The organism is Streptomyces sp. NPDC002467, from assembly GCF_042889825.1.
Lineage (GTDB): Bacteria > Actinomycetota > Actinomycetes > Streptomycetales > Streptomycetaceae > Streptomyces.
Genome location: NZ_JBIARJ010000003.1, coordinates 225,399 through 246,073, shown reverse-complemented (window position 1 = coordinate 246,073; position 20,675 = coordinate 225,399). Strand labels below are relative to the sequence as shown.

Sequence of the window (20,675 nt, the reverse complement as noted above, 5' to 3'; positions counted from 1 at the left end):
CACGGCGTGGCGCGCCCTCCCGGGTTCCCGGCCTGGTGACGGGCGTACAAGGTTCGGCGGAGGGCCGTCCAGGGTGACCGGATCGATGCGGTTCCGGGCCGGGGCCGGTCCGGGGCCGGCCCCGGACCGGCGGTCGGCGCCGGCGGTCGGCGCGGCCGCTTCGGGCGTCAAGTGACCCGTGCGTACTGCACGTCGGGCCGGTGACAAACACGACTGTCGCGGGGTCTGCTCAGCGTGACACTTTTGATCGCGTCACCGACCGAGGGAGCAGGTGTGAACAAGGGCTACGCGGCCTTCTGCGACGCCGACCGATGGTTCTACGACGCGGCGTACCGGCGGACCGGCGAGAGCTTCCGGCCGGCCCTGGCCCCCGTGCCCGAAGGGTGGACCACGCACCGGAGCGGCGACTGGCTCGCCCTGCGGCCCCTCGACCTCCGACTGCCCTCCCAAGGCTGGAAGATCCACGTCTCGGCCGGTCTCGACAACGCCGAGGCGGTCCTCGACAAGGTCCACGCCTACTGCGTGGAGCGCCGGATCGCCTTCAAGTTCGTGCCCAGCCGCTACCTGTTGCACCTGCGCAACGCCAAGTACGCGGACCGCGCGGCGAGCGGGAAGTTCCTCACCGTCTACCCCGCCGGCGCGGACGAGTGCCGTCGCATCGCCGAGGGCCTGGACGCGCTGCTGGCCGGCGAGCCCGGCCCGTACATCCTCAGCGACCTCCGCTGGAACGACGGCCCGGTGCACCTGCGCTACGGCAGCTTCACCCTGCGGCACTGCCACGACGAGGACGGCGAGCTGGTCCCGGCGATCGAGGCACCCGACGGACGTCTGGTGCCGGACGCGCGGGGCCCGGTGTTCCAGCCGCCCGCCTGGGTCGAGCTGCCCGACTTCCTCCGGCCCCACCTGGACAGGCGCGCGGCCGTCACCTTCGAAGGCGTCCCGTACACCGTGGAGCGGGCCCTGCACTTCTCCAACGGCGGCGGGGTCTACGCGGGACGCGACACCCGTACGGGAGAGCCGGTCGTCCTCAAGGAAGGCCGCCCGTTCGCCGGGCTGGCCGCCGACGGAGCGGACGCGGTGACCCGGCTGCACCGCGAACGCAGGGCCCTGGAGCAGCTGGACGGGCTGGACTGCGTCCCCTCCGTCCATGGCGGCTTCACCGTCGGGGACCACCACTTCCTGGCGCTCCAGTACCTCGACGGCAAGCCCCTCAACACCTACTTCGCCCGCCGTCATCCCCTGATCGAGGCCGACCCCGACCCGGCCGAGCTGGCCGCCTACACGGACTGGGCCCTGAAGATCCACGCGCGGGTGACGGACGCCGTCGACGCCGTCCACTCCCGCGGCATCGTCTTCAACGACCTCCACCTCTTCAACATCATGGTCGCGGAGGACCCGGACACGGGCGAACCCTCCGTGGCCCTGGTCGACTTCGAGGCCGCCGCGCACGTCGACGAGGGCCTGCGCCAGACGGTCGCCAACCCGGCGTACGTGGCCCCGCCCGACCGACGCGGGTTCGCCGTCGACCGGTACGCCCTGGCCTGTCTGCGGCTCGCCCTGTTCCTGCCGCTGACCAGCCTGCTCGTCATGGACCGGGCCAAGGCGGCACACCTCGCGGACGTCGCCGCCGAGCAGTTCCCCGTACCCCGGTCGTTCCTCGACGAAGCGGTACGGGAGATCCTCTCCGAAGACGGGGACGGAGGCGGAGGCGGGACCGGAACCGCTGCCGCCGGCGCGCGGGCCCCCGTTCCGACCGGGCCCCTCCTGCCCTACCTGCCCGTCGAACCGGGAGACTGGCCGGCCGCCCGGGCCTCCATGGAGGCCGCCCTCCGCGCCAGTGCCACCCCCGACCGCGAGGACCGGCTCTTCCCCGGGGACCCGGCCCAGTTCGCCACCGCCGGTGGCGGAGCCGCCTTCGGCAACGGAGCCGCCGGCGTCCTGTACGCGCTCGCCGAAACGGGCTCCGCGCCCTGGCCCGAGGCCGAGGAATGGCTGCTCGCCCGTACGAAGGCCCCGGGCTCCGGCACTCCGCCGGGTTTCTACGACGGCCTCGCCGGACTGGCCTGGACCCACGCCCGGCTCGGTCACCGCGATCGCGCGATGGCACTCGTCGACCGTCTCCTGGATCAGCCGTGGCAGTCCGCCGGCCCCGACCTCCACAGCGGTCTGGCGGGCATCGGACTCGCCCTCGACGAACTCGGTACGGCCACCGGTGAGAGCGCCCTGCACACCGCGGCCCTGCACTGCGCGGACCTGGCCGCCGAGGCGGCCCCCGGGCTGAAGCGCACGGGGCTGCTCCACGGGCACAGCGGGATCGCGCTGCTCCACCTGCGTCTGTACGCGCGCACCGGCGACCCGGAACTGCTCCGGCGAGCCGCGCGCCTCCTGCACCGAGACCTGGACCACTGCGTGACCAGCGCCTTCGGCACCCTCCAGGTGGACGAAGGTTGGCGCACCATGCCCTACCTCGGCGCGGGCAGTGTCGGGATCGGCATGGTGCTCGACGACTGGCCGGCCCATGCGCCGGACGACCGGTTCGAGAAGTCGCGGACCCGGATCGTCCAGGCGGCCCAGGCCACCTTCTACGCGCAGCCCGGTCTCTTCCGCGGTGCCGCCGGCATGATCCTTTACCTGTCCCGGACCACCACGCCCGGCCCCGGCACCCGCTCCGAGGACATCGCCCGGCAGATCGAGGCGCTGGCCCGCCACGCGCTCCCGTACCAGGGGCGACTCGCCTTCCCCGGCGAGCAGATGATGCGCCTGTCCATGGACCTTTCCACCGGCACCGCCGGCGTGCTCCTCGCCCTCGGCAGTGCAGCGACCGGCGGGCGGATCTGCCTGCCGTTCCTCCCGCCGCCGCGCACCGCGGCGGCCCTCTGATCCGGTCCCCCATCGGGGAGCCGTAACCCATCGCGACACCCGGCGAATGAGAGGAAACAGCCATGACCCTTCTCGACCTGCAGTCGATGGAAACCCCCAAGGACGAGACCACCGAGGCCGCGAGCCTGCACGGTGGCGGCAGCCGCGCCAGCCTGCTCCTGTGCGGCGACAGCAGCCTCAGCATCACGACCTGTAACTGATCAGGTCCCTCGCGGGCCCGGGCGGAATCCGCCCGGGCCCGCACCTCATCCCGGGCGCACGCGTCCCGGGCAGACACGTCCCGGGCGCACGCGTCCAGTGCGAGTGCGCCCCATGTGCGCGCCCCGGAACTCCGGGCACGAGAGGAGCCGCCGCCGATGACCCCGACCGATGGCCCCGGTGAGGCGGCAGCCGGCAGTGGCGCCGACCGGGCGGTGAAGGCGTCCGCGCGGCACAGCGCCGGCCGCACCGCCGCCGTGTTCGGCTGCTCCCTGGCCGCCGCCTGCGCGGCACTCGCCGAACCCGCCGTCCTCGGTCACTGCCTGGACCTGCTCCTGCGCCGCGACCCCTCGGGCACCCGATGGGCCCTGTACTGCGCGGCGTTGACCGCCGCCGAGGTGCTCTTCGACGCCGCCACCACGCGGCTGACCGGCAGCGTCGACGCCCGCTCCGCCGCCTGGATGCGCCGGCGCGCACTCGGCGGCCTGCTGCGCACGGCACCACACCACGCGGCCCGCCACTCCCCCGGCGAGGTCGCGGCCCGTCTCACGGCCCACGCCACCGGCGCCGGCACCGTTCCGGCGGCCGTGGCCACGACCGCGACCGCGCTGCTGCCCCCGCTCGGCGGACTCGTGGCCCTGTTCCTCGTCGACGTCTGGACCGCCCTGGCCTTCCTGGCCGGACTTCCCGTGCTGGCAATGCTGTTGAAGACGTTCGCGCGCGCCTCGGGAGCCAGCGTCGGCCGGTACCAGCAGGTACAGCTCGCCATGGCCGGACGTCTCGCCGAGGCCCTGGCCGGCGCCCTCACCATCGCCGCCGCCGGCACCGCCGAGCGGGAGGCCTCGCGGATCCTCGCGCCGCTGCCCGAACTGGGCCGTGAGGGCCGGCGGATGTGGCGGATCTACGGCGCGACCGTCGCCCGCACCGGCACCCTGATGCCGCTCCTGCTCTACGTGGTCCTCGCCGTGGGCGGCATCCGCCTGGCAGCCGGGGCGCTCGGCGTCGGCGGCCTGCTCGCCGCCGTCCGGTACGCGGGCCTCGCGGCCGGCGCCGGCGCCGTCACGGGCCGACTGTCCGCGGTGGTGCGCGGCAGGGCCGCCGCCCGCCGCACGGCGGTCCTCCTCGACCTGCCGGAACTCCTCCAGGGGGCCCGGGAAATCGCTCCCGGCGGTCCCGGCGCGCTGGAGCTCCGCGGGGTCCGCGTCGAGCGTGCGGGCAAAGTCGTCCTGCACGACGTCGATCTGCGGATCCCCGGCGGCACAACCACCGCGGTCGTGGGACGCTCGGGCTCCGGCAAGACGGTGCTGGCCGCCGTCGCCGGACGCCTCACCGCCTGCGACGAGGGCCAGGTGCTGCTGGACGGCGTCCCGCTCGAAGAGCTCACCGCCGGCGCGCTGCGCCGGGAGGTGGGCCATGCGTTCGCCCGGCCGGCGCTGTTCGGGGAGAGCGTCGGGGCGGCCGTCTCCTTCGGGACGCGGCCGGAGCCCGGACGGGACGCCGTGCGCGCCGCGGCCCGGGCCGCCGGGGCCGACGGGTTCGTACGCCGCCTGCCCGAGGGCTACCGGACGCCGCTCGCCGAGGCCCCGATGTCGGGCGGTGAGCTCCAACGCCTGGGACTGGCCCGGGCGTTCTGTCACGGTGGGCGTCTGCTCGTGCTCGACGACGCCACCTCCAGCCTGGACACCGTGACCGCCCGCGAGGTGGAGCACGCCCTGGTCCACGAGGTGCCGGCCGGGACCCGACTCGTCGTCACGCACCGCGTCGCGACGGCCGCCCGTGCGGACCTCGTCGTATGGCTGGAGGAGGGCCGGGTACGGGCGACCGGGACCCACGCGGAACTGTGGCGGGACCCGGCCTACCGCTCGGTGTTCGCCACCGGCGGGGAATCCGTCACCGCCGGGCCGCCCGGGCCGGGCGGCGGACCGGCCGACCGGGAAGCGGTGCGGTGAGCGAGTACGACGCCTGGAGGCGGGTCGGCGCCGAGGGACGGCGGTTCCTGCGCGGCCGCGCCCGGACGCTGGGCACCCTCGCCCTGTGGTCCCTGCTGGAATCGGCCCACACCTTCCTCGGCGGGTACGCGGTGGCGCGAGCCCTCGACGACGGCTTCCTCGCCGCCCGGCCCGGCACCGGCGTCGGCTGGCTCGCCGTGGCGGCGGCCGGCGCCCTGTTGGGCGGACTGGCGCTGCGGGGGGTCTTCGCTGGTCTCGCGGACCTCGTCGAACCGCTGCGGGACGGTCTGGTCCGCCGCGCCGTGCGGCAGGCGCTGGAGCACGCCCAAGCCGACCCGGCGCGGGCCGCCCGCTCGGGGGCCGTCTCCCGGCTCACCCAGCAGACCGAGATGGCCCGGGACTCCTTCGCGGGGCTGGTCCTCGTCGCCCGGTCCTTCGTGTTCACGGCGGCCGGCGCCCTGGCCGGCATGGCCGCGCTGGCGCCGGTGCTGCTGCTGTTCGTCCTGCCGCCCCTGGTGCTGGGGACGGCGGGCTTCCTCCTGACCCTGCGCCCCATGGCCCGGGTGCAGCGGCGGGTACTGGACACCGACGAGGCCCTGGCGGCGCGGGCCGGAGAGCTCGCGGCGGGACTGCGGGACGTGGTCGCCTGCGGAGGCGGGGCCGAGGCCGGGGGGCGCCTGGAAGGGCTGATCGCCGGTCAGGAACGGCTGACCCGACAGCTCGCCCGGTGGGCCGCCCTGCGGACCCTGACGCTGGGAGTGGCCGGCCGACTGCCCGTTGTCGTCCTGCTGTTGGGGGCGCCCTGGCTGATCGGGCACGGACTGAGCGCGGGCGCCCTGGCCGCCGCGCTCACCTACCTGGTCCAGTCTCTGCTGCCCGCGCTCGACGCCCTCATGAGCGCCATGGGGAGCGCGGGCACCCGGCTCCTGGTGGTCCTGGACCGCTTCTGCCTCCCGCGCCCGGCCCAGGGCGCGGAGCCCGCTCCACACGCGCCTGCGGGGCGCCCTTCACTGCCGTCGGTCGAGGAACCGCCCGGGGCTCGACGGGTTCTCGTGACCCGAGGTCCCGTTCTCGCCGCCGAGTTGCGCGCGGTGTGCTTCGCCTACGGTCCCCATGCCCGGCCGGTGATCGACGACCTCGACCTCGACCTGCGCGAGGGGGAACACCTCGCCGTCGTGGGACCGAGCGGTATCGGCAAGTCCACGCTCACCGCGCTCTTGGCCGGGCTGCTCCCGCCCGACCGGGGCACCGTGCTGTTGGGCGGCGCCCCGGCCCGCGGCGGCCCCGCCCGCGGCCCCGATCCCCGGCGGACCCTGCTGCCGCAGCAGGCGTACGTGTTCACGGGCTCCGTCCGCGAGAACCTCGGCCACCTGTCGCCGGGGCCGGTGTCGGACGAACGGCTCCGACACGCCGTGGCCGCCCTCGGCATCGACGGCCTGGTGGACCGACTGGGGGGCCCGGACGCACCGATCGACCCGGCGGCGCTGTCCCAGGGAGAGCGCCAGCAACTGGCCCTCGCCGCCGCCTACCTCTCCCCGGCGCCGCTGCTGCTGCTCGACGAGGCCACCTGCCATCTCGATCCGCAGACCGAGGAGCGCGCGGAACGGGCGCTCGCCCGGCGCCCGGGCACCCTCGTGGTCGTGGCCCACCGCATCTCCTCCGCGGTCCGGGCCGATCGGGTCCTCGTACTCGACGGGACGCGCGCGGTCCACGGCACCCACGGCGACCTCCCGGCCCGGTCACCGCTCTACCGTGAACTCGTGGGCATGTGGACCGCCGAGGGCTGACCGGCCGGAGTCCGTCCGGTCGGCGACGTGTCAGACCCAGCCGGCCTTCCGCGAAATCCGTATGGCGTCTATCCGGTTGCGGGCACCGGTCTTGCGCGTGACGGCGGCCATGTAGTTGCGGACGGTACCGCTGGCGAGGTGCAGGGCGTGCGCGATCTCCGCGATGGAGTCGCCCTCCGCCGCCCGGGCCAGCACGCTCAGCTCGCGCGGGCTCAGCGGCATTGCGCGCGCGTCGAGGAGGGCCGGGGCCAAGGAGGCGTCGACGAACCGCTCGCCGGCCGCGACCTTGCGGACCGCCCGGACCAGCCCGCCCGGCGAGCCGTCCTTGTCCACGTAGCCGCGGGCCTCGGCCTGGACGCCTCGCCGCAGCGAGCCGGGCGCGCCCGGCCTGGCGAGCACCAGCAGCGGGGGTGAGGACTCGGGCAACCGGCGGGCGGAGCCGTCGCCCGCGCCGAGGGTGGCCGACGCGCCCGGACAGTCGAGGTCGACGACGGTCACGTCCGGTCGTAAGCGCTCGGCCTGGCGGGCGGCGGTCCGCCAGCCCGCGGAGGTGACGTCGAAGCCGCCTTCGCATCTCAGCAGAGCGGCGAGGGCCGACCTCAAGAGGCTGACGCTGTGCAGGACGAGGACCTTGGTCATCGGGGCTCTCCTCACGTGATGGTGGCCGGGCATCCAAGCGGGTGCCCAGCCACCATCCGGGAGGAACGTCTTTTCCGAGGGCGTACGGGAGCGCGTGGCCGAACGCCGTGCTCCCGGCGCTCGGCCCTTCCGGCCACCGCACCTGCGCCACGCTCTGCGGGTACCGCCTCCGCGGCCCGGCGCATGCGCCGTCCAGGCGTAGCGGCAGGGCCGATTCCGGGCGCATGGCGAGCGGACGGACCCCGTACCGAACGGACGTCCTAGCGTGGCGCCGCCCCGGTGATGTGGTCCCGCACCTCCCGGTAGACCCCCGCGTTCTCGGTGAAGGCCGTGTGCAGCAGGCACGGGGCCTGTGTGTTGACCGCACCGGTGAGGGCGACGCTGCCGGCGGGGTTGATGATCGCGTCGCAAGCGGACCACCAGGTGGCGTACCGGGTGGGTCCGGGCGTTTCGTCGCCCGTGTTGAGCGCGCGCAGGAAGGCGGAACCCGGACGCATCTCGACGCATGAGGCTCCGCCGCACCAACGGGCCGCCTCCGTACCGTGGTTGGGGCCCGCGAGGGAGACCCACGCGTCCACCTTCGAGTCGCCTCCCAGGTTCTTGAGGTAGTAGCGCGACGACAGGCCGCCCATCGAATGGGTGACGACGTCCACCTTGGCAGCACCGGTCGAGGCCAGGACACGGTCGATGACGGAGGCGAGCTGCGAGGCGGTGGTGGCGTTGGACTGCGAGGTCGGGTAGCTCCACTGGTGGAGGCGGTCGGCCGGCCAACCGTCCGCGCGGAACCGGCCCGCCATGGTGTTCCAGGCCGCCCCGTCGCTGTTCCAGCCGTGTACGAAGACGACCGGGTCGGGCGGGGCGGGGGCCGCGGGGACGGCCGCGGCCGGTGCGGCGCAGACGGCCAGAGCGATCAGGACGGCGGGGAGCGAGCGGAGCATCGGCGCGTTCACGGCCCGTTTGTAGCGGGCCCGCCCACCCCGCCCGGGCCCTGATCCGCGCTCCGTCACCCGTCCGGCCGCCACCGTTCACCCCAGGAACGTTTCGGCGGAGCCGTTCGACTCCGCCGACGGTCGTATCGGGGCGGCCGGGCCCGGCCGCGGGTCATGCGGCGACCGACTCCCCGTTCCGGTCGAGGGCCTTGCCCAGGCGGACGGCCTGCGTGACCAGCCGGGACCGGCCACCGCGGGCCGCCGCGGCGGCGAGGCCGTCCGGGTGCGGGGAGGTCACCAGGGACTGTTCCACGCAGTCGGCGGCGATCTCGAGGAGCTCGCCGGTGCCGCGCGGCTCGGCGGTGCCGGTGAGCAGCGCGGGCAGGGCGGCCGCCAGGACGGCCCACGTGGTCGTGCAGGCGCCGGTCGCGGCGGCGGTGCGCAGCGAGTCGGCGAGCCGGTTGGGCTTGACCGCGCCCAGGGCCAGTTGCTCCCCCAGGTCGGTGCCGAGGCGCACGGCGTCCAATTCGCCGCGGGCGGCGAGGGCCAGGAGCGCGTCGACGGCCCTGAGCCGGTCCTCGGCGTGCCGGGCGCCGAGCCCGGTGGCGACGGCGAGGTGGAGGGCGGGGCCGGCCGGGCCGCCGGCGGCCGCGAGCAGGGGCAGCACGGCGGTGCCGCCGCGGCCGTCGTGCAGTGCGCAGGAAGTGATGGCGGTGAGCGACCAGGCGGCCAGGGTCTCCCGGTCCTCGGGGAGGGCGGCGACCAGGGCGGCGTCGCCGACGCCGTCACCGTCCCAGCAGCGCCCGGTCGCCGTGCGACGCGCCTGTCCCAGCGCCCGGAAGGGCTCGGGGAAGCCGCGCAGGACCGTGGGGCGTTCCCCGGTGTCCAGGGTGAGGTGCTCCGGCCACACGTCGAAGTGGCGGGCCCTGGCCGGCGCGTTGCGACGGGTCACGGCCGCGGGCAGGCCGTCCTCGCCGAGCCACGCCGCGAGCCGGTCCCCTTCGGGTGTGCCCAGGGCCGAAGCCGCCGGGATGGCGGTGGGATCGCGGCGGGTCCGCAGCAGGGCCTGCGCGAAGTCCGCCGGGCCCGGGGTCGCGCCGAGCCGTGCGTACGCGGTGAGGCGCTCGATCAGCGTCCGCGGGTCCAGGGAACCGCTCGTGTGGGTCGGGAACGCGAGCAGGAAGGGCAGCGGCCCGTCCGCGACGTACCGTGCCGCTTCGGCCAGACGGGCGTGGGCGGCCACGTGGAACGCGGGGTGGTGGCACTCGCTGTGCCAGGACGCGAGCGCGCCGGACGGGCGGGCCTGCCTCCCCGGGCGTGCGTCCAGGACGGCGGCGGCGACGTGTTCGAGACCGGGCAGCTCACTGGTGTAGTGGCGGGACTGTACGGGGTCGAGCCACCAGCGACCGGCCAGCGCGGGGCGCAGTGCCGCCGCGAGGGCCGCCCGGTCCCGGTGGGCGTGCCGTACGAGGCCGTCGAGGGCGCGTTCGTACTCCTCGACGCTCGCGGAGCGGGAGTTGATCACGGCGGCGACCAGCTCCACGGTCTCCTCGACGCTCTCCGGGGCGGGTGCGAGCGGGACCTGGGCCGGGGGCGGCGGAAGGATCTCCCGGTAGGGGGTGGTGTCGGCGGCGGGGGCGGCGTCCGGGCCGAGGAGCTCCACGGCCCGCGACCGGTGCAGGGGACTCAGCAGGTGGGCCTGGAAGGCGAGTTCGGCGTGCACCTCCGGGTCGGGGACGAGGTGCGCGGCGGCGAGCTTGAGCGCCCGCTCCTGAATGTCGGTGTCGGGGTGCCCGAACGCCTCGCCGACGACGGGCAGCAGCTCGCGGGCGGCGGCCGGATCGCGGACCAGTTCCCGCCCCAGCAGGACCAGTTGGGCGCGGACCAGCTTCTTCTCGGGGCGGAAGAGGACGGTCGAGGACATCTCGGCGAGCAGGCCGGGGGTGAGGCCGCCGGCCGCGGCGAGCCGGGCCAGGACCTGCTGGGCGTGCCCGGCGACGGCGGAGGGGGCGTCGGCGGCCAGCGCGATCCAGTCCGCCGCCCGCTCCCGCTCCTCCTGCGCGGTCGGGTTCAGGGCCTGGAGGATCGTGAGGTACGGCTTGAGGTGGGGGGCCGTGCCGCCGCGCAGCAGACGGGCCGTGCACCCGTCGAGGAGGGCGGTGCGGTCGAGGAGGCCCTCCTCCGTGAGGGTGGAGAGCGCGGTCGGCCAGTGGTACGGGCCGGTGGGTTCGCCCAGCCAATTGAGCGCGGCGATCGGCTCGGCGGTCTCGAAGAGGCAGGGGACGAGTTGGGCGGTGTACGGGTCCTTGCGCAGGGCGTCGACGAGGGGGATGCGCTGGGAGGGCAGGGAGGAGGCCCAGCCCTCCAGGCAGCCGTCGGTGGTGGGCATCGCGCACCCGGCGAGCCCGACGAGCTCGCGGATCAGCCGGTAGTCCTGCTCGGCGGTCGCGGCACGCGCGGCGAGCCGGTGGGCGAGGTCGCCGAGCAGGCGGGGCTCTCTGTCGGACAGGACGTCGAGCAGGACTCCGGTCGGGAGCGCCTGCCAGCGGCGCAGGTCGCGGGCGGCCATCCAGGAGGCGGTGGCCGCCGCGCCGGTCGAGCACGCGGCGCCGGCCACGACCAGGCCCCGGCTCGCCAGGTCCCGTTCCCGCCAGTTGTCCCAGCCCTGGGAGCGCAGATCGGCGCGCAGCGTCTTCAACTCGGCGAGCAGTTCGCGGCGCTGCTGCCGGTCCAGGGGCTTCAGCAGCCCCGGCAGGGCGTTGACGCGTCCGGCCCGGACGGCGGCGAGGATCTCCGGAGCGGGAGCGTCCGGCTGCGGAGCGGGAGCGGGGGTCTGGTGGGCGGTGGCGTTCATCGTGCGGCTCCGGCGGGGGTGGCGGTCGTGGTGGCGGCGGTCTCGGTGGTCGGGTGCGTGGCGGCTCGGCGGGCCATGCGGGTGGCGAGGGCGTGCTTGCAGGGGCCCCGGCGGCCCCGGTAGTCGGCCCACCACTGGCAGGTGCAGCTGAGGGCGCCACCGGTTGCGCGGACCTGGTAGCGGCGTTCCCCGGAGGCGACGACCGCGGTGCCCGCGGCGGTGTCCAGGGTGACCGCGCCCGCCGCCAACAGGGCCCGGGCGGCGACCAGGCGCGGGTTGTGGCGTTCCGCGCGGCGGGCGTCGTAGGGCAGTTCGCGGTGGAAGTAGGCGGCTTCGGCGAGGTCGTAGCCGACGCGGCCGGCCGTACCCAGGTGCGTGAGGGCGGCCCGTACGCGCTCCACGGGAAGCCCGGACTGCTCGGCGAGGTCGGCCGGGTCGATGCGCGGTTCCCAGGCCAGCAGCACGGAGATCAGGTCGGCGTCCTCGGCCGCCGTGTCGGTGGCGAGGGCTTCGAGCACGCCGCCCTCGCCGGAGAACCCGCGGTCGGGCTCCGGGGAGAGGGTGAGGGTGAGCCGCATGCCGGGCAGCCCGACTTCCCAGGCGGAGGCGGTGGGCGCCGCCCCGTCGGGCACGGGGCCGTACACGCGCAGGCCGGTGGCGTTGCGCAGGACCCGCTGGAGGGCGGCGAGCCGGTCCGGGCCGGGCAGGCAGACCGCACCGGGCACGGGGCGGGTGGTGGGGCGCAGCGCACGGCCCGCGGGCACCACCCAGAGGGCGGCGCCGGCGGCGCTCCCGCCCGAAGGGGTGCGCGGGAGCGAGCGCAGGAAGCGTACGGCCTCGGCGGCGGTGAGTTCGGCGCGCAGGTCGAAGCCGGTGGTGATGGCCTGGGACTCGGCGAAGCCGCGCAGCCAGCGGTCGGGCAGCGGCACCTTCTTCTCGACGACCGGGCCTTCCAGGGTGGTGACGGTCAGCTCGTCGGGGCCGACGCGCAGGTGCAGCGGGTCGTCGCCGGTCAGCCGGGACAGCGCTTCGCGCAGCGGGTTGTTGACGTCGACGTTGGTGGTGCCGTGACCGGTGTCGGCGCCGCCCAGGCCTTCGGGGAGCACGTCGAGGCGGGCGTACACCCCGCAGCAGCCGGAGAAGGACTCGAACCGCAGCCGGTCGCCGTTGCCCGTGACGACCGGGTCGAGGGAGGCCCGCAGGGTCCGCCGGTAGTAGCGGGCGGCGGCCACGTCGGCGACCGCGAGCAGGGCGCGGGCGGCGGCCTGAGGGCTGTTCAGGAACCCGGTGAAGAACTGGGGGTGGGCCTCGGCACCGGCCGGCGTCAGGCCGCCCGCGGTCTCCAGGCCGAGGATCCGTCCCGTCCCGGCGGTGGTCAGCGAGGATGAGCCCGCGTAGGCGAAGGTGTGTGCGGTTCGCGTCATGTTCGGAACGCTAAGCGGGACCACTGACAACGACGTTCGGCCCGCCACGACCCTCAGCGGTACCGGGCGGCGCGCGTCGCGTGGTTGCCTGAGAACACGTCAGACAGTGGGTGCGCGCGGGCCGATGACCCGGGTGGCGGCGAACTCCGCGAAGTGGACCCCGGGCGGGTTTCCTACCCGTACACGGCTGCCGGCAGCGGCTCACGGGCCGCGTGCCAGGCCGGCGGGAGAGCGGCGACGCCCGTTCGGGCGGCGATCACCCCGCCCGCGATGGCGCACGTGGTGTCGATGTCCCCGCGCCCGGCGACGGTGGACCAGAGGCCCTCGTGCAGGTCGTCGAGGTGGGTCGCCGCGCACCAGAGCGCGTAGGGCACGGTGTCGGGCCCGGACATCCGGTAGCCGGATCCCAGGACTTCCGCCGCGTGCCGCACCGAGGTGTGGTCGGGCATCCGGGCCGCGATCCGCAGCCCGGACCGGACGTCGCCGACGGGGAGCCGGTCGGCGACGGCCAGGAGGAACTCCGGCCTCGCCGGGACGGCCCCGCCCCGGCTGCGGGTGGCCAGCGCCGCGGCCACGGCGACCGCCACCGCCCCGGCGACGGCTTCGGGGTGGTGGTGCGAGACCTCGCTCTGTCCGGCGGCCTGCTCGGCGACCGCGTCGAGGTCCTCGGCGAGCCAGGCGCCGAGGGGGGCCACTCGCATGGCGGCGCCGTTGCCCCAGGAGCCCTGGCCGCCGAACTGTCCGGCGACCACCTCGCGCCAGTCCTCGCCCGCGCCGATCCGGCGGAGCACGTCGTGCATCGAGGCTCCGTAGCCGCGGTGGGTGTCGTCGGCGTAGGCCTCGGCGAGGCGCCGGGCGAGGCGGTCCTGGTCGACGGTCCCGCCGCCCTCGGTGAGTTCCCGGACGAGCACGAGCGCCTGGGCGGTGTCGTCGCTCCACTGCCACAGCGGCTCCGGGGGCAGGATCCGCGCCTCCAGCGCTGCCGGACCCTCGCGGCGGAGTATGCCGAACCAGCGGTCGCCGAAGGCATCACCGAAGGCGAGTCCGGCCAACGAGTCCAACGCGGCGGGGGGTGTCTTGATCATCGCGCCAGTATCACAAGGCACCGGCGCACCCGGCACTGCGATTTACCGTGCCGGTCTCCTGAAGATGGGTGCCGCCCCCGATGTAGCGGGCGCGGTCGCCGGGTAATGGTGGAGTCAGGAGCACCCTGCGTTCGGGGCCCGCAGGGGGCGCGACCACTCACGGCAGCACCCGTGAGCGGAACCGCACCGCTGACGCCCCCGAGCGCGCCGGACCGGCATCTTCGTCCTCGCCCGACCGATGAACGGAGGCAAGGCCATGACGGAATCCGACGACGAGCGGCTCACCGACCTCGGGGCCGCGACGAGACCCGACGATCCCCGCTTGACCCGCGGGCAACGACAAGCCCTGGCCTGGACGGGCCTGTTGCCGGCGCTCGCCGCCATCGTCACCGGGGCGATGGTGCCCAACGGGATGCTGCTGGCGGCCGGCCTGATCATGGCCGCGCTGGCCGTGAACCTCTTCGACCCCGCCCGACCGCGCCGTTGGCCGACGCGGTCGGAACGCAACCGGAGACTCACGCGCGGCCGGCCGGATCCTGGGCCGGGTCCGTGAGCTCTTCCGGGGATCCCGGCTGGGACGGCACGGCGGTCAGGGCACGGGCCGGCGGAGTGCGGCGCCCCGCGACCCAGGCGGCCGCGGGTTCTGTGAAACGTGCGGTGAGCGGGCCGATCACCACGAGGATCAGGACGTACGCGGTGGCGAGCGGACCCATCGCGGGCTCGATGCCGGCGGTGACCGCGAGGCCCGCGATGACGATGGAGAACTCTCCGCGCGCGACCAGCGTGCCGCCCGCCCGCCAGCGCCCCTTGACCCCGATCCCGGCGCGCTTCGCGGCCCAGTACCCGGTCGCGATCTTCGTACCGGCGGTGACCACGGCCAGGGCGAACGCGGGCAGCAGGACCGGCGGGATGCTCGCGGGATCGGTGTGCAGGCCGAAGAAGACGAAGAACACGGCCGCGAACAGGTCCCGCAGCGGGCTGAGCAGGGTGTGGGTGCCCTCGGCGACCTCGCCGGAGAGCGCGATCCCGACGAGGAACGCGCCGACGGCGGCGGAGACTTGCAGCTGCTGGGCGATGCCCGCCACGAGCAGGGTCAGACCGAGGACCACGAGGAGGAGCTTCTCCGGGTCGTCGCTGGAGACGAAGCGGGAGATGTGGCGCCCGAAGCGGACCGCGACGAACAGGACGGCGCCGGCCACGCCGAGGGCGATGGCCAGTGTCGCGCTGCCCGCGGCCAGGCTCACGCCGGCGAGGAGGGCGGTGATGATCGGCAGGTAGACGGCCATCGCGAGGTCTTCGAGGACCAGGATGCTGAGGATGACGGGGGTCTCGCGGTTGCCGACCCGACCCAGGTCGCCCATGACCTTGGCGATGACTCCCGAGGAGGAGATCCAGGTGACTCCGGCCAGCACGACGGCGGCGACCGGGCTCCAGCCCATGAGCAGGGCTGCGACGGCGCCGGGGACCGCGTTGAGGCCGAAGTCGACCAATCCGGCCGGGTACTGGGTCTTGAGGTTGGAGACCAGATCCGACGCCGTGTACTCCAGGCCCAGCATGAGCAGCAGCAGGATGACGCCGATCTCCGCGCCGATCGCGACGAACTCCTCGCTCGCGCCCATGGGCAGCAGTCCGCCGGTGCCGAAGGCCAGGCCGGCCAGGAGGTAGAGCGGGATCGGGGAGAACTTCAGGCGTCCGGCGACCCGGCCGAGCAGGCCCAGGCCGAGGATGATCGCGCCGAACTCGATGAGGAAGACAGCGGAATGCACGGGCGTCACTCCCGTCCGAGTATGGAAGCGGCGGCGTCGACGCCCTCGCGGGTGCCGATCACGATGAGGGTGTCGCCGCCCGCGAGGCGGAAGTCCGGCGCGGGCGAGGGCCGGGCCTCCGCGCGGCGCAGTACGGCCACGATCGACACGCCGGTCTCCGTCCGCATCCGGGTCTCCCCCAGCAGCCGGCCGTTCCAGTACGAGTGGGCGGAGAGCTCGATCCGCTCGGCGACCAGCCCGAGGTCGGTGGTGTGCAGGACGTTCGGGCTGTGGTGGGCCGGCATCAGCGCGTCGATGAGCGAGGCCGTCTCGGCGCCCGTCAGGTGCAGCGACTGGGCGCAGGCGTCGGGGTCGTCGGCCCGGTAGAGGTTCACGGTCCGGGTGCCGTCGCGGTGCGCGACCACCGACAGGTGGCGGTGTTCGCGGGTGGTGAGGTCGTACTGGACCCCGATGCCGGGCAGTGGTGTGGTGCTCATCCGTGGAGCAGGCACAGCTGTCCCCCCTCGTGTTCGCTGTCGTACGTGATGCCGGTGTGGCGGCGCTCGATCCCGGGCAGGAGAAGCCACTCGGCGGGGCCATCGTGCCACTTTCCGCGTGCCGGAAATATGGGTGTCGGCACGGATGGACGGCAGCCTTCCGGCAGCATGAGGATGGGAGCGGAGAAGTGGGCTCCGTCGCAGTTCAGAGGGGGTGGGGACGAGGTGGCGGCAGGGCCGTGGCGGATGCCGGGAGACCGGTCGGAAAGGCGTGTGGCCGTGTCGTTGTACTGGCGGATCTTCCTCCTGAACGCCGGGGTCATCGCGATCGCGGTGGCCTTGCTGCTGGGCCCGGTCACGGTCTCCACGCCGGTCCGGTTCGGCGAGGCGATCGTCCTGCTGGCGGGGTTGGCCGCGATGCTGGTCATCAACGCGGTCCTCCTCCGGGTGGGTCTGGCCCCGCTCGCCCGGCTGAACCGGGCCATGGCCACGGCCGACCTCCTCAAACCCGGCACGCGTCCGGCCGTCACGGGGGGCGGTGAGATCGCCGCGCTCACCCGGTCCTTCAACGCCATGCTCGACCGGCTCGAAGCCGAGCGGGCCACCAGCAGCGGCCGGGTACTGACCGCCCTGGAGGCCGAGCGCAAACGCATCGCCCAGGAACTGCACGACGAGGTCGGCCAGACCCTCACCGCCGTCCTCCTGCAGATCAAGCACGCCGCCGACCGCGCCCCGGAACCCGTACGCACCGACCTCCACCAGGCGCAGGAGACCACCCGCGCCAGCCTGGACGAGATCCGCCGCATCGCCCGCCGTCTGCGTCCCGGGGTCCTGGAGGAACTCGGCCTGCACAGCGCCCTGCGTTCCCTGGCGGCCGAGTTCACCACGGCGCGCCTGGGCGTCACCGCCCACATCACCCCCGGGCTCCCCCACTTGGACCCCGCCGCCGAACTCGTCCTCTACCGGGTCGCCCAGGAGGGCCTGACCAACGCCGCCCGCCATTCGGGCGCCACCCGCGTCGAAGTCCACCTGCGTCCCCTCCCGGGCGGCGGCGTCGGCCTGCTCGTCCACGACAACGGACACGGCCTCGGGGACGCACCCGAGGGCGCCGGCATCCAGGGGATGCGCGAACGCGCCCTGCTCATCGGCGCCGACCTCTCCATCGGGCCCGGCCCGCACGGCGGCACCGAGGTCCGCCTCGAAATCCACGACACCGACATCCCTGGGGCAACACCATGAGTCAGCCGGACGCCGGACCCGCGCGCATCCTGCTCGCCGACGACCACACGCTCGTACGCCGCGGTGTACGGCTCATCCTCGACGCCGAACCGGACCTGACGGTGGTCGCCGAGGCCGCCGACGGGGCCGAGGCCGTCGCCCAGGCCCGCAGCCTCGACCTCGACCTCGCCGTCCTCGACATCGCCATGCCCCGCCAGACCGGCCTCCAGGCCGCCCGCGAACTCGCCCGCATCCGGCCGGGCCTGCGGATCCTGATGCTGACCATGTACGACAACGAGCAGTACTTCTTCGAAGCCCTGCGCGCCGGTGCCTCCGGCTACGTCCTGAAGTCCGTCGCCGACCGCGATCTCGTCGAAGCCTGCCGCGCCGCGCTGCGCGACGAGCCCTTCATCTACCCCGGCGCGGAGACCACCCTGATCCGCAGCTACCTCGATCGCGCGCGGAGCGGCGGCCCGCTGCCGGAGCGGGCCATCACCGAGCGCGAGGAGGAGATCCTCAAGCTGGTCGCCGAGGGCCACAGCTCGAAGGAGATCGGCGATCTCCTCGTCATCAGCCCCAAGACGGTGGAGCGCCACCGCGCGAACCTGCTGCAGAAACTGGGCCTGCGCGACCGCCTCGAACTCACTCGCTACGCCATCCGGGCCGGCCTGATCGAGCCGTAACCGAGGACACCCCGGATCCACGCCGCTGCCCGCTCGTCCCGTGCAGAAGAGGTCCCCGACCCAGAACCCGGTTCGGGTGGCGGTACTCGGATCGGTTCCCCAGGCGTCCCGTGCGTACGCCTCGGCCCGGCTCATGGACCGGTTGGAACCGCGGAGCGCCGTGACACCGCCCGCGACGAACTGATCGCGCTGTTGCCTCGCGGGTCTCCGGCTCCTGGGGATGGAGGGCGGGCCGCGCGTGAGCGAAAGCTTCGGCCTGTACGGGCTGATGGGGTGCAACCTGCTGGTCCTCTCCGCCGCCATCGTCCTGCGTACCGTCTTCGTCACCAGTCGGCCCATGGAATGACCGGTCTGCGCGGCTGAGCGGCTCAGAGACTCACCGGCGTTCGGACTTTCGGGGATTCGAGTGTTCGGACGTTCGGGTGTTCGGGCTGACGCACGTCAGAGTGGAGGGCGGGGCTCGGCTGGGACGGGCAGCGGGCGGGGGCGTTGTACGGGGTGTCGGTGTCCCTGTGAGAAAAGGAAGCTCCTGTGACCTCTGTGGCCTTACCCGCTGTCGAGACCCTGCTGCGGCGGACCCTCGGCGAGCGGCGCATGGGGCTCGTGGCATGGCGGTTGCTCGTGATGCAGATCGCCCATCCCGTCGTCGCCGCCGGCATGGACCGGTACTCCACCTACCGCGCCCACCCCTGGCGGCGGATCGAGCACACCATGGAGAGCGGCAGCCGGCTGTTCTTCGCGGGGCCCGAGGAGCGGCGCCTGGAAGTGGCCCGCCTCCAGCGGACGCACCGGCGCATCAGCGGGACCGACGCGGCCGGGCGGGCGTTCAGCGCCGAGGATCCCGAGGTCCGCGGCTGGGTGATGGTGACGCTGTACGAATCCATGACCGCCATGCGCGAGCTGTCCGGTGATCCGCTGTCGAACGCCGAACGCGACGTGCTGTACGCCGAGTTCCTGGACGTGTGCGCCGCCCTCGGCATTCCGGGCGAGGTGCTCCCGGCGAGCGCGGCCGAGGTCCCGGCGTACGTCGACCGGATGGTCCGGGAGGTCCTGGAATACGGGCCCGAGGTCCGCGACATGCTGTACGGGATGCTCCGCCAGGCCCCCGTCCCGCGTCGGTTGGGGCGGCTGGCACCCGCGTGGCCGCTGATGCGGGTGGTGATCGCCCGTGCGCTGGCCGCCCTCACCGTCAGTGATCTGCCGCCGGCCTGGCACGAGAGGTTCGGGACGTCGCGCGGGCCCGGCGGCGCCGCGCTGTCGTGGACGCTGCACCACGGGCTCCGCCATGCCATGAGCCTCGCTCCCGATCGGGTGCGCTACCGGCACAGGTCGGAGAGCGGTGCGCCCGCGCGGGTGGCGGTGCCCAAGGCCCGGAGCGGCGGCGATTCCCGGCCGGCGCGGCTGCGGGCGTTCTTCCGCCAGGTGCTGGACCAGACCGGCAACGGGCGCGTCGACTCCTCGGACCTCCAGGCCATGGTGCACGCCATGTGCTGGCGGCTCGAACTGCCGGCCGAGCGGGAGGACGAGATCTACTCCGCGTTCGAGGGCTGGTGGCGCCAGCTCCGGGAGGCGGCCGACTCCGACGGCGACGGGGGCGTGGACTGCGGCGAGTTCGTGTCCGCGATGCTGGCCGGGGTGGACCGTGACCCGGCGTACCTGGAGAAGGGCCTCGTACCGGCGGTGCGGGCACTGTTCCGTGCCGCCGATGCCGACGGCAGCGGCTGCCTGGGGGCCGACGAGTACCGGAAGCTGTTCGGGGGACCCCGGGTGCATCCTGCCGAACTGAACGACGGGTTCCGGCAGTTGGACTCGGACGGTGACGGACGGGTAGAGGAGGCGGAGTTCGTCGCCGCGTTCTGCGAGTTCTTCACCGCCCGCGCCGACAGCACCGCCGCGGCGGGTCTGCTCGGCCGGGCCTGAACCGCCGCCACCCGGCCCGGTCCACAGGTGGATCACCACCGGCGCGTCGTACGCATGTCCGGTATTCACTCGGCGGCCGGTCCGGGCCGAGCGGGGTGTGCCGGGCCGCTCGGCTCGCCGGTGTGCCACGGGTCCCGGATGGGGCGGGTGCCGCGTACGGTCGGGTGGTGGGTCGTGGCGTGCTGTCACGGATGTCCGCCTCACCCGGTTGGAGACCGGTCCCGCCCTTCGATGCCGCCGGAACAGGAGCACCCCGATGCGCCTCTACGCCCAGACCCGCGCACGTCGTTGCCGGCAGATCCTCGCCGACCTCATCGCGGTGCTCCTGATCGCGGCTGCCGTGCGGTTCGCGCTGGCCGTCCGCGACGGGATCATGCTGCTGGCCGAGCCGGGGCGGAAGGTGGAGGACGCGGGTGGCAGCCTGGCCTCCGGCCTCGACCATGCCGGGGAAGCGGCCTCGAACGTCCCGCTGGTCGGGGGCATCCTCAAGAAGCCCCTCCAGTCCGCCGCCGAGGCCGGCAACGGGCTCTCCGATGCCGGGCAGTCCATGCAGGACGTGGTGGGCCGTGTCGCCGACCTCACCGCGTTCGCACTGATCGTCACCTCGGTGCTGTTCGTGCTGGCGCTGTGGCTTCCCCCACGGGTGCGTTGGATCCGGCGCAGCGCTCTGGTCCAAGGCCTCCTCGACGCCCCCGGCGGTGCCGACCTGCTCGCCCTGCGCGCCCTGACCGGGCCGGTGAAGGCCCTCGCGGCGGTCTCCGTTCCGCCGGGGGGACTCGCCGATGCCTGGCGCCGAGGGGACGCGCACGTCATCGACGACCTGTCCCGGGTGGCGCTCGGGCAAGCCGGCCTGCGCCCCTGACCACC

The 20,675-nt window shown here is 74.5% G+C and carries 16 protein-coding genes; 9 read left to right on the top strand and 7 right to left on the bottom strand.

The genetic code is table 11. The features are described from left to right. The first annotated feature begins 273 nt into the window (after nt 1-273). The 4 genes from lanKC (at nt 274) to ACFYYJ_RS07505 (ending at nt 6,814) form a co-directional block, all read left to right on the top strand. Nucleotides 274-2,880: a class III lanthionine synthetase LanKC gene (gene lanKC, locus ACFYYJ_RS07520; RefSeq protein WP_389129550.1), complete on the top strand. Its 2,607-nt coding sequence runs from the start codon at nt 274-276 to the stop codon at nt 2,878-2,880. Between the two features lie 62 nt (nt 2,881-2,942). Next, complete coding sequence (locus tag ACFYYJ_RS07515) at nt 2,943-3,080, top strand: SapB/AmfS family lanthipeptide (RefSeq protein WP_385364240.1); 138 nt, start codon at nt 2,943-2,945, stop codon at nt 3,078-3,080. 156 nt (nt 3,081-3,236) lie between these two features. Continuing rightward, nucleotides 3,237-5,027, top strand: coding sequence for an ATP-binding cassette domain-containing protein (locus tag ACFYYJ_RS07510; RefSeq protein WP_389129546.1), 1,791 nt, complete (start codon nt 3,237-3,239; stop codon nt 5,025-5,027). Beyond that, nucleotides 5,024-6,814: an ATP-binding cassette domain-containing protein gene (locus ACFYYJ_RS07505; protein ID WP_389129544.1), complete on the top strand. Its 1,791-nt coding sequence runs from the start codon at nt 5,024-5,026 to the stop codon at nt 6,812-6,814. Before ACFYYJ_RS07510 ends, ACFYYJ_RS07505 begins: the two co-directional genes overlap by 4 nt. Nucleotides 6,815-6,844: 30 nt before the next feature. Here ACFYYJ_RS07505 and ACFYYJ_RS07500 read toward each other — a convergent pair whose 3' ends face one another. From ACFYYJ_RS07500 to ACFYYJ_RS07480, 5 genes are all read right to left on the bottom strand, one after another. Then, on the bottom strand, nt 6,845-7,453 hold the full coding sequence (locus ACFYYJ_RS07500) for a DNA-binding response regulator (protein ID WP_385362767.1): 609 nt from the start codon (nt 7,451-7,453) through the stop codon (nt 6,845-6,847). A gap of 260 nt (nt 7,454-7,713) precedes the next feature. Further along, entirely contained in the window at nt 7,714-8,403 is a 690-nt protein-coding gene (locus tag ACFYYJ_RS07495) for an esterase/lipase family protein (protein WP_385362769.1), read from the bottom strand. A gap of 151 nt (nt 8,404-8,554) precedes the next feature. Further along, a complete protein-coding gene (locus ACFYYJ_RS07490; RefSeq protein ID WP_389129541.1) occupies nt 8,555-11,236 on the bottom strand; it encodes a DUF6493 family protein in 2,682 nt (893 codons plus the stop codon). Further along, a complete protein-coding gene (locus ACFYYJ_RS07485; RefSeq protein ID WP_385124888.1) occupies nt 11,233-12,660 on the bottom strand; it encodes an SWIM zinc finger family protein in 1,428 nt (475 codons plus the stop codon). The genes ACFYYJ_RS07490 and ACFYYJ_RS07485 overlap by 4 nt, the downstream gene beginning before the upstream one ends. 173 nt (nt 12,661-12,833) lie before the next feature. Next, nucleotides 12,834-13,745, bottom strand: a complete 912-nt coding sequence (locus tag ACFYYJ_RS07480; RefSeq protein ID WP_389129537.1) for an ADP-ribosylglycohydrolase family protein — start codon at nt 13,743-13,745, stop codon at nt 12,834-12,836. Between the two features lie 256 nt (nt 13,746-14,001). Between ACFYYJ_RS07480 and ACFYYJ_RS07475 the strand changes: the two genes are divergently transcribed. Next, the gene (locus ACFYYJ_RS07475) at nt 14,002-14,298 is read left to right on the top strand and encodes a hypothetical protein (protein WP_385124887.1); all 297 of its coding nucleotides are present in this window, start codon (nt 14,002-14,004) and stop codon (nt 14,296-14,298) included. Here ACFYYJ_RS07475 and ACFYYJ_RS07470 read toward each other — a convergent pair. Beyond that, on the bottom strand, nt 14,261-15,511 hold the full coding sequence (locus ACFYYJ_RS07470) for a cation:proton antiporter (RefSeq protein ID WP_389129534.1): 1,251 nt from the start codon (nt 15,509-15,511) through the stop codon (nt 14,261-14,263). The two genes, ACFYYJ_RS07475 and ACFYYJ_RS07470, sit on opposite strands and share 38 nt — an antisense overlap. A 5-nt stretch (nt 15,512-15,516) precedes the next feature. After that, on the bottom strand, nt 15,517-15,987 hold the full coding sequence (locus tag ACFYYJ_RS07465) for a cation:proton antiporter regulatory subunit (RefSeq protein ID WP_384579528.1): 471 nt from the start codon (nt 15,985-15,987) through the stop codon (nt 15,517-15,519). A 279-nt stretch (nt 15,988-16,266) separates the two neighbouring features. Here ACFYYJ_RS07465 and ACFYYJ_RS07460 point away from each other — a divergent pair, with 279 nt between their 5' ends. The 4 genes from ACFYYJ_RS07460 to ACFYYJ_RS07445 all read left to right on the top strand — a co-directional run bounded on the left by ACFYYJ_RS07460 (nt 16,267) and on the right by ACFYYJ_RS07445 (nt 20,670). Next, entirely contained in the window at nt 16,267-17,226 is a 960-nt protein-coding gene (locus ACFYYJ_RS07460; RefSeq protein WP_389129530.1) for a sensor histidine kinase, read from the top strand. Beyond that, nucleotides 17,223-17,888, top strand: coding sequence for a response regulator (locus ACFYYJ_RS07455; protein ID WP_385128231.1), 666 nt, complete (start codon nt 17,223-17,225; stop codon nt 17,886-17,888). Before ACFYYJ_RS07460 ends, ACFYYJ_RS07455 begins: the two co-directional genes overlap by 4 nt. Before the next feature lie 531 nt (nt 17,889-18,419). Further along, nucleotides 18,420-19,808: an oxygenase MpaB family protein gene (locus tag ACFYYJ_RS07450; protein WP_389129527.1), complete on the top strand. Its 1,389-nt coding sequence runs from the start codon at nt 18,420-18,422 to the stop codon at nt 19,806-19,808. A 256-nt stretch (nt 19,809-20,064) separates the two neighbouring features. Further along, entirely contained in the window at nt 20,065-20,670 is a 606-nt protein-coding gene (locus tag ACFYYJ_RS07445) for a hypothetical protein (RefSeq protein ID WP_389129524.1), read from the top strand. The last annotated feature ends 5 nt before the right edge of the window (nt 20,671-20,675 follow it).

Excerpts from the sequence above, each read along its gene's own strand:
- ACFYYJ_RS07515 (WP_385364240.1), top strand. The coding sequence starts at position 2,943 with ATGACCCTTCTCGACCTGCAGTCGATGGAAACCCCCAAGGACGAGACC.
- ACFYYJ_RS07510 (WP_389129546.1), top strand. The coding sequence starts at position 3,237 with ATGACCCCGACCGATGGCCCCGGTGAGGCGGCAGCCGGCAGTGGCGCC.
- ACFYYJ_RS07500 (WP_385362767.1), bottom strand. The coding sequence starts at position 7,453 with ATGACCAAGGTCCTCGTCCTGCACAGCGTCAGCCTCTTGAGGTCGGCC.
- ACFYYJ_RS07490 (WP_389129541.1), bottom strand. The coding sequence starts at position 11,236 with ATGAACGCCACCGCCCACCAGACCCCCGCTCCCGCTCCGCAGCCGGAC.
- ACFYYJ_RS07485 (WP_385124888.1), bottom strand. The coding sequence starts at position 12,660 with ATGACGCGAACCGCACACACCTTCGCCTACGCGGGCTCATCCTCGCTG.
- ACFYYJ_RS07480 (WP_389129537.1), bottom strand. The coding sequence starts at position 13,745 with ATGATCAAGACACCCCCCGCCGCGTTGGACTCGTTGGCCGGACTCGCC.
- ACFYYJ_RS07475 (WP_385124887.1), top strand. The coding sequence starts at position 14,002 with ATGACGGAATCCGACGACGAGCGGCTCACCGACCTCGGGGCCGCGACG.
- ACFYYJ_RS07465 (WP_384579528.1), bottom strand. The coding sequence starts at position 15,987 with ATGAGCACCACACCACTGCCCGGCATCGGGGTCCAGTACGACCTCACC.
- ACFYYJ_RS07455 (WP_385128231.1), top strand. The coding sequence starts at position 17,223 with ATGAGTCAGCCGGACGCCGGACCCGCGCGCATCCTGCTCGCCGACGAC.
- ACFYYJ_RS07445 (WP_389129524.1), top strand. The coding sequence starts at position 20,065 with ATGCGCCTCTACGCCCAGACCCGCGCACGTCGTTGCCGGCAGATCCTC.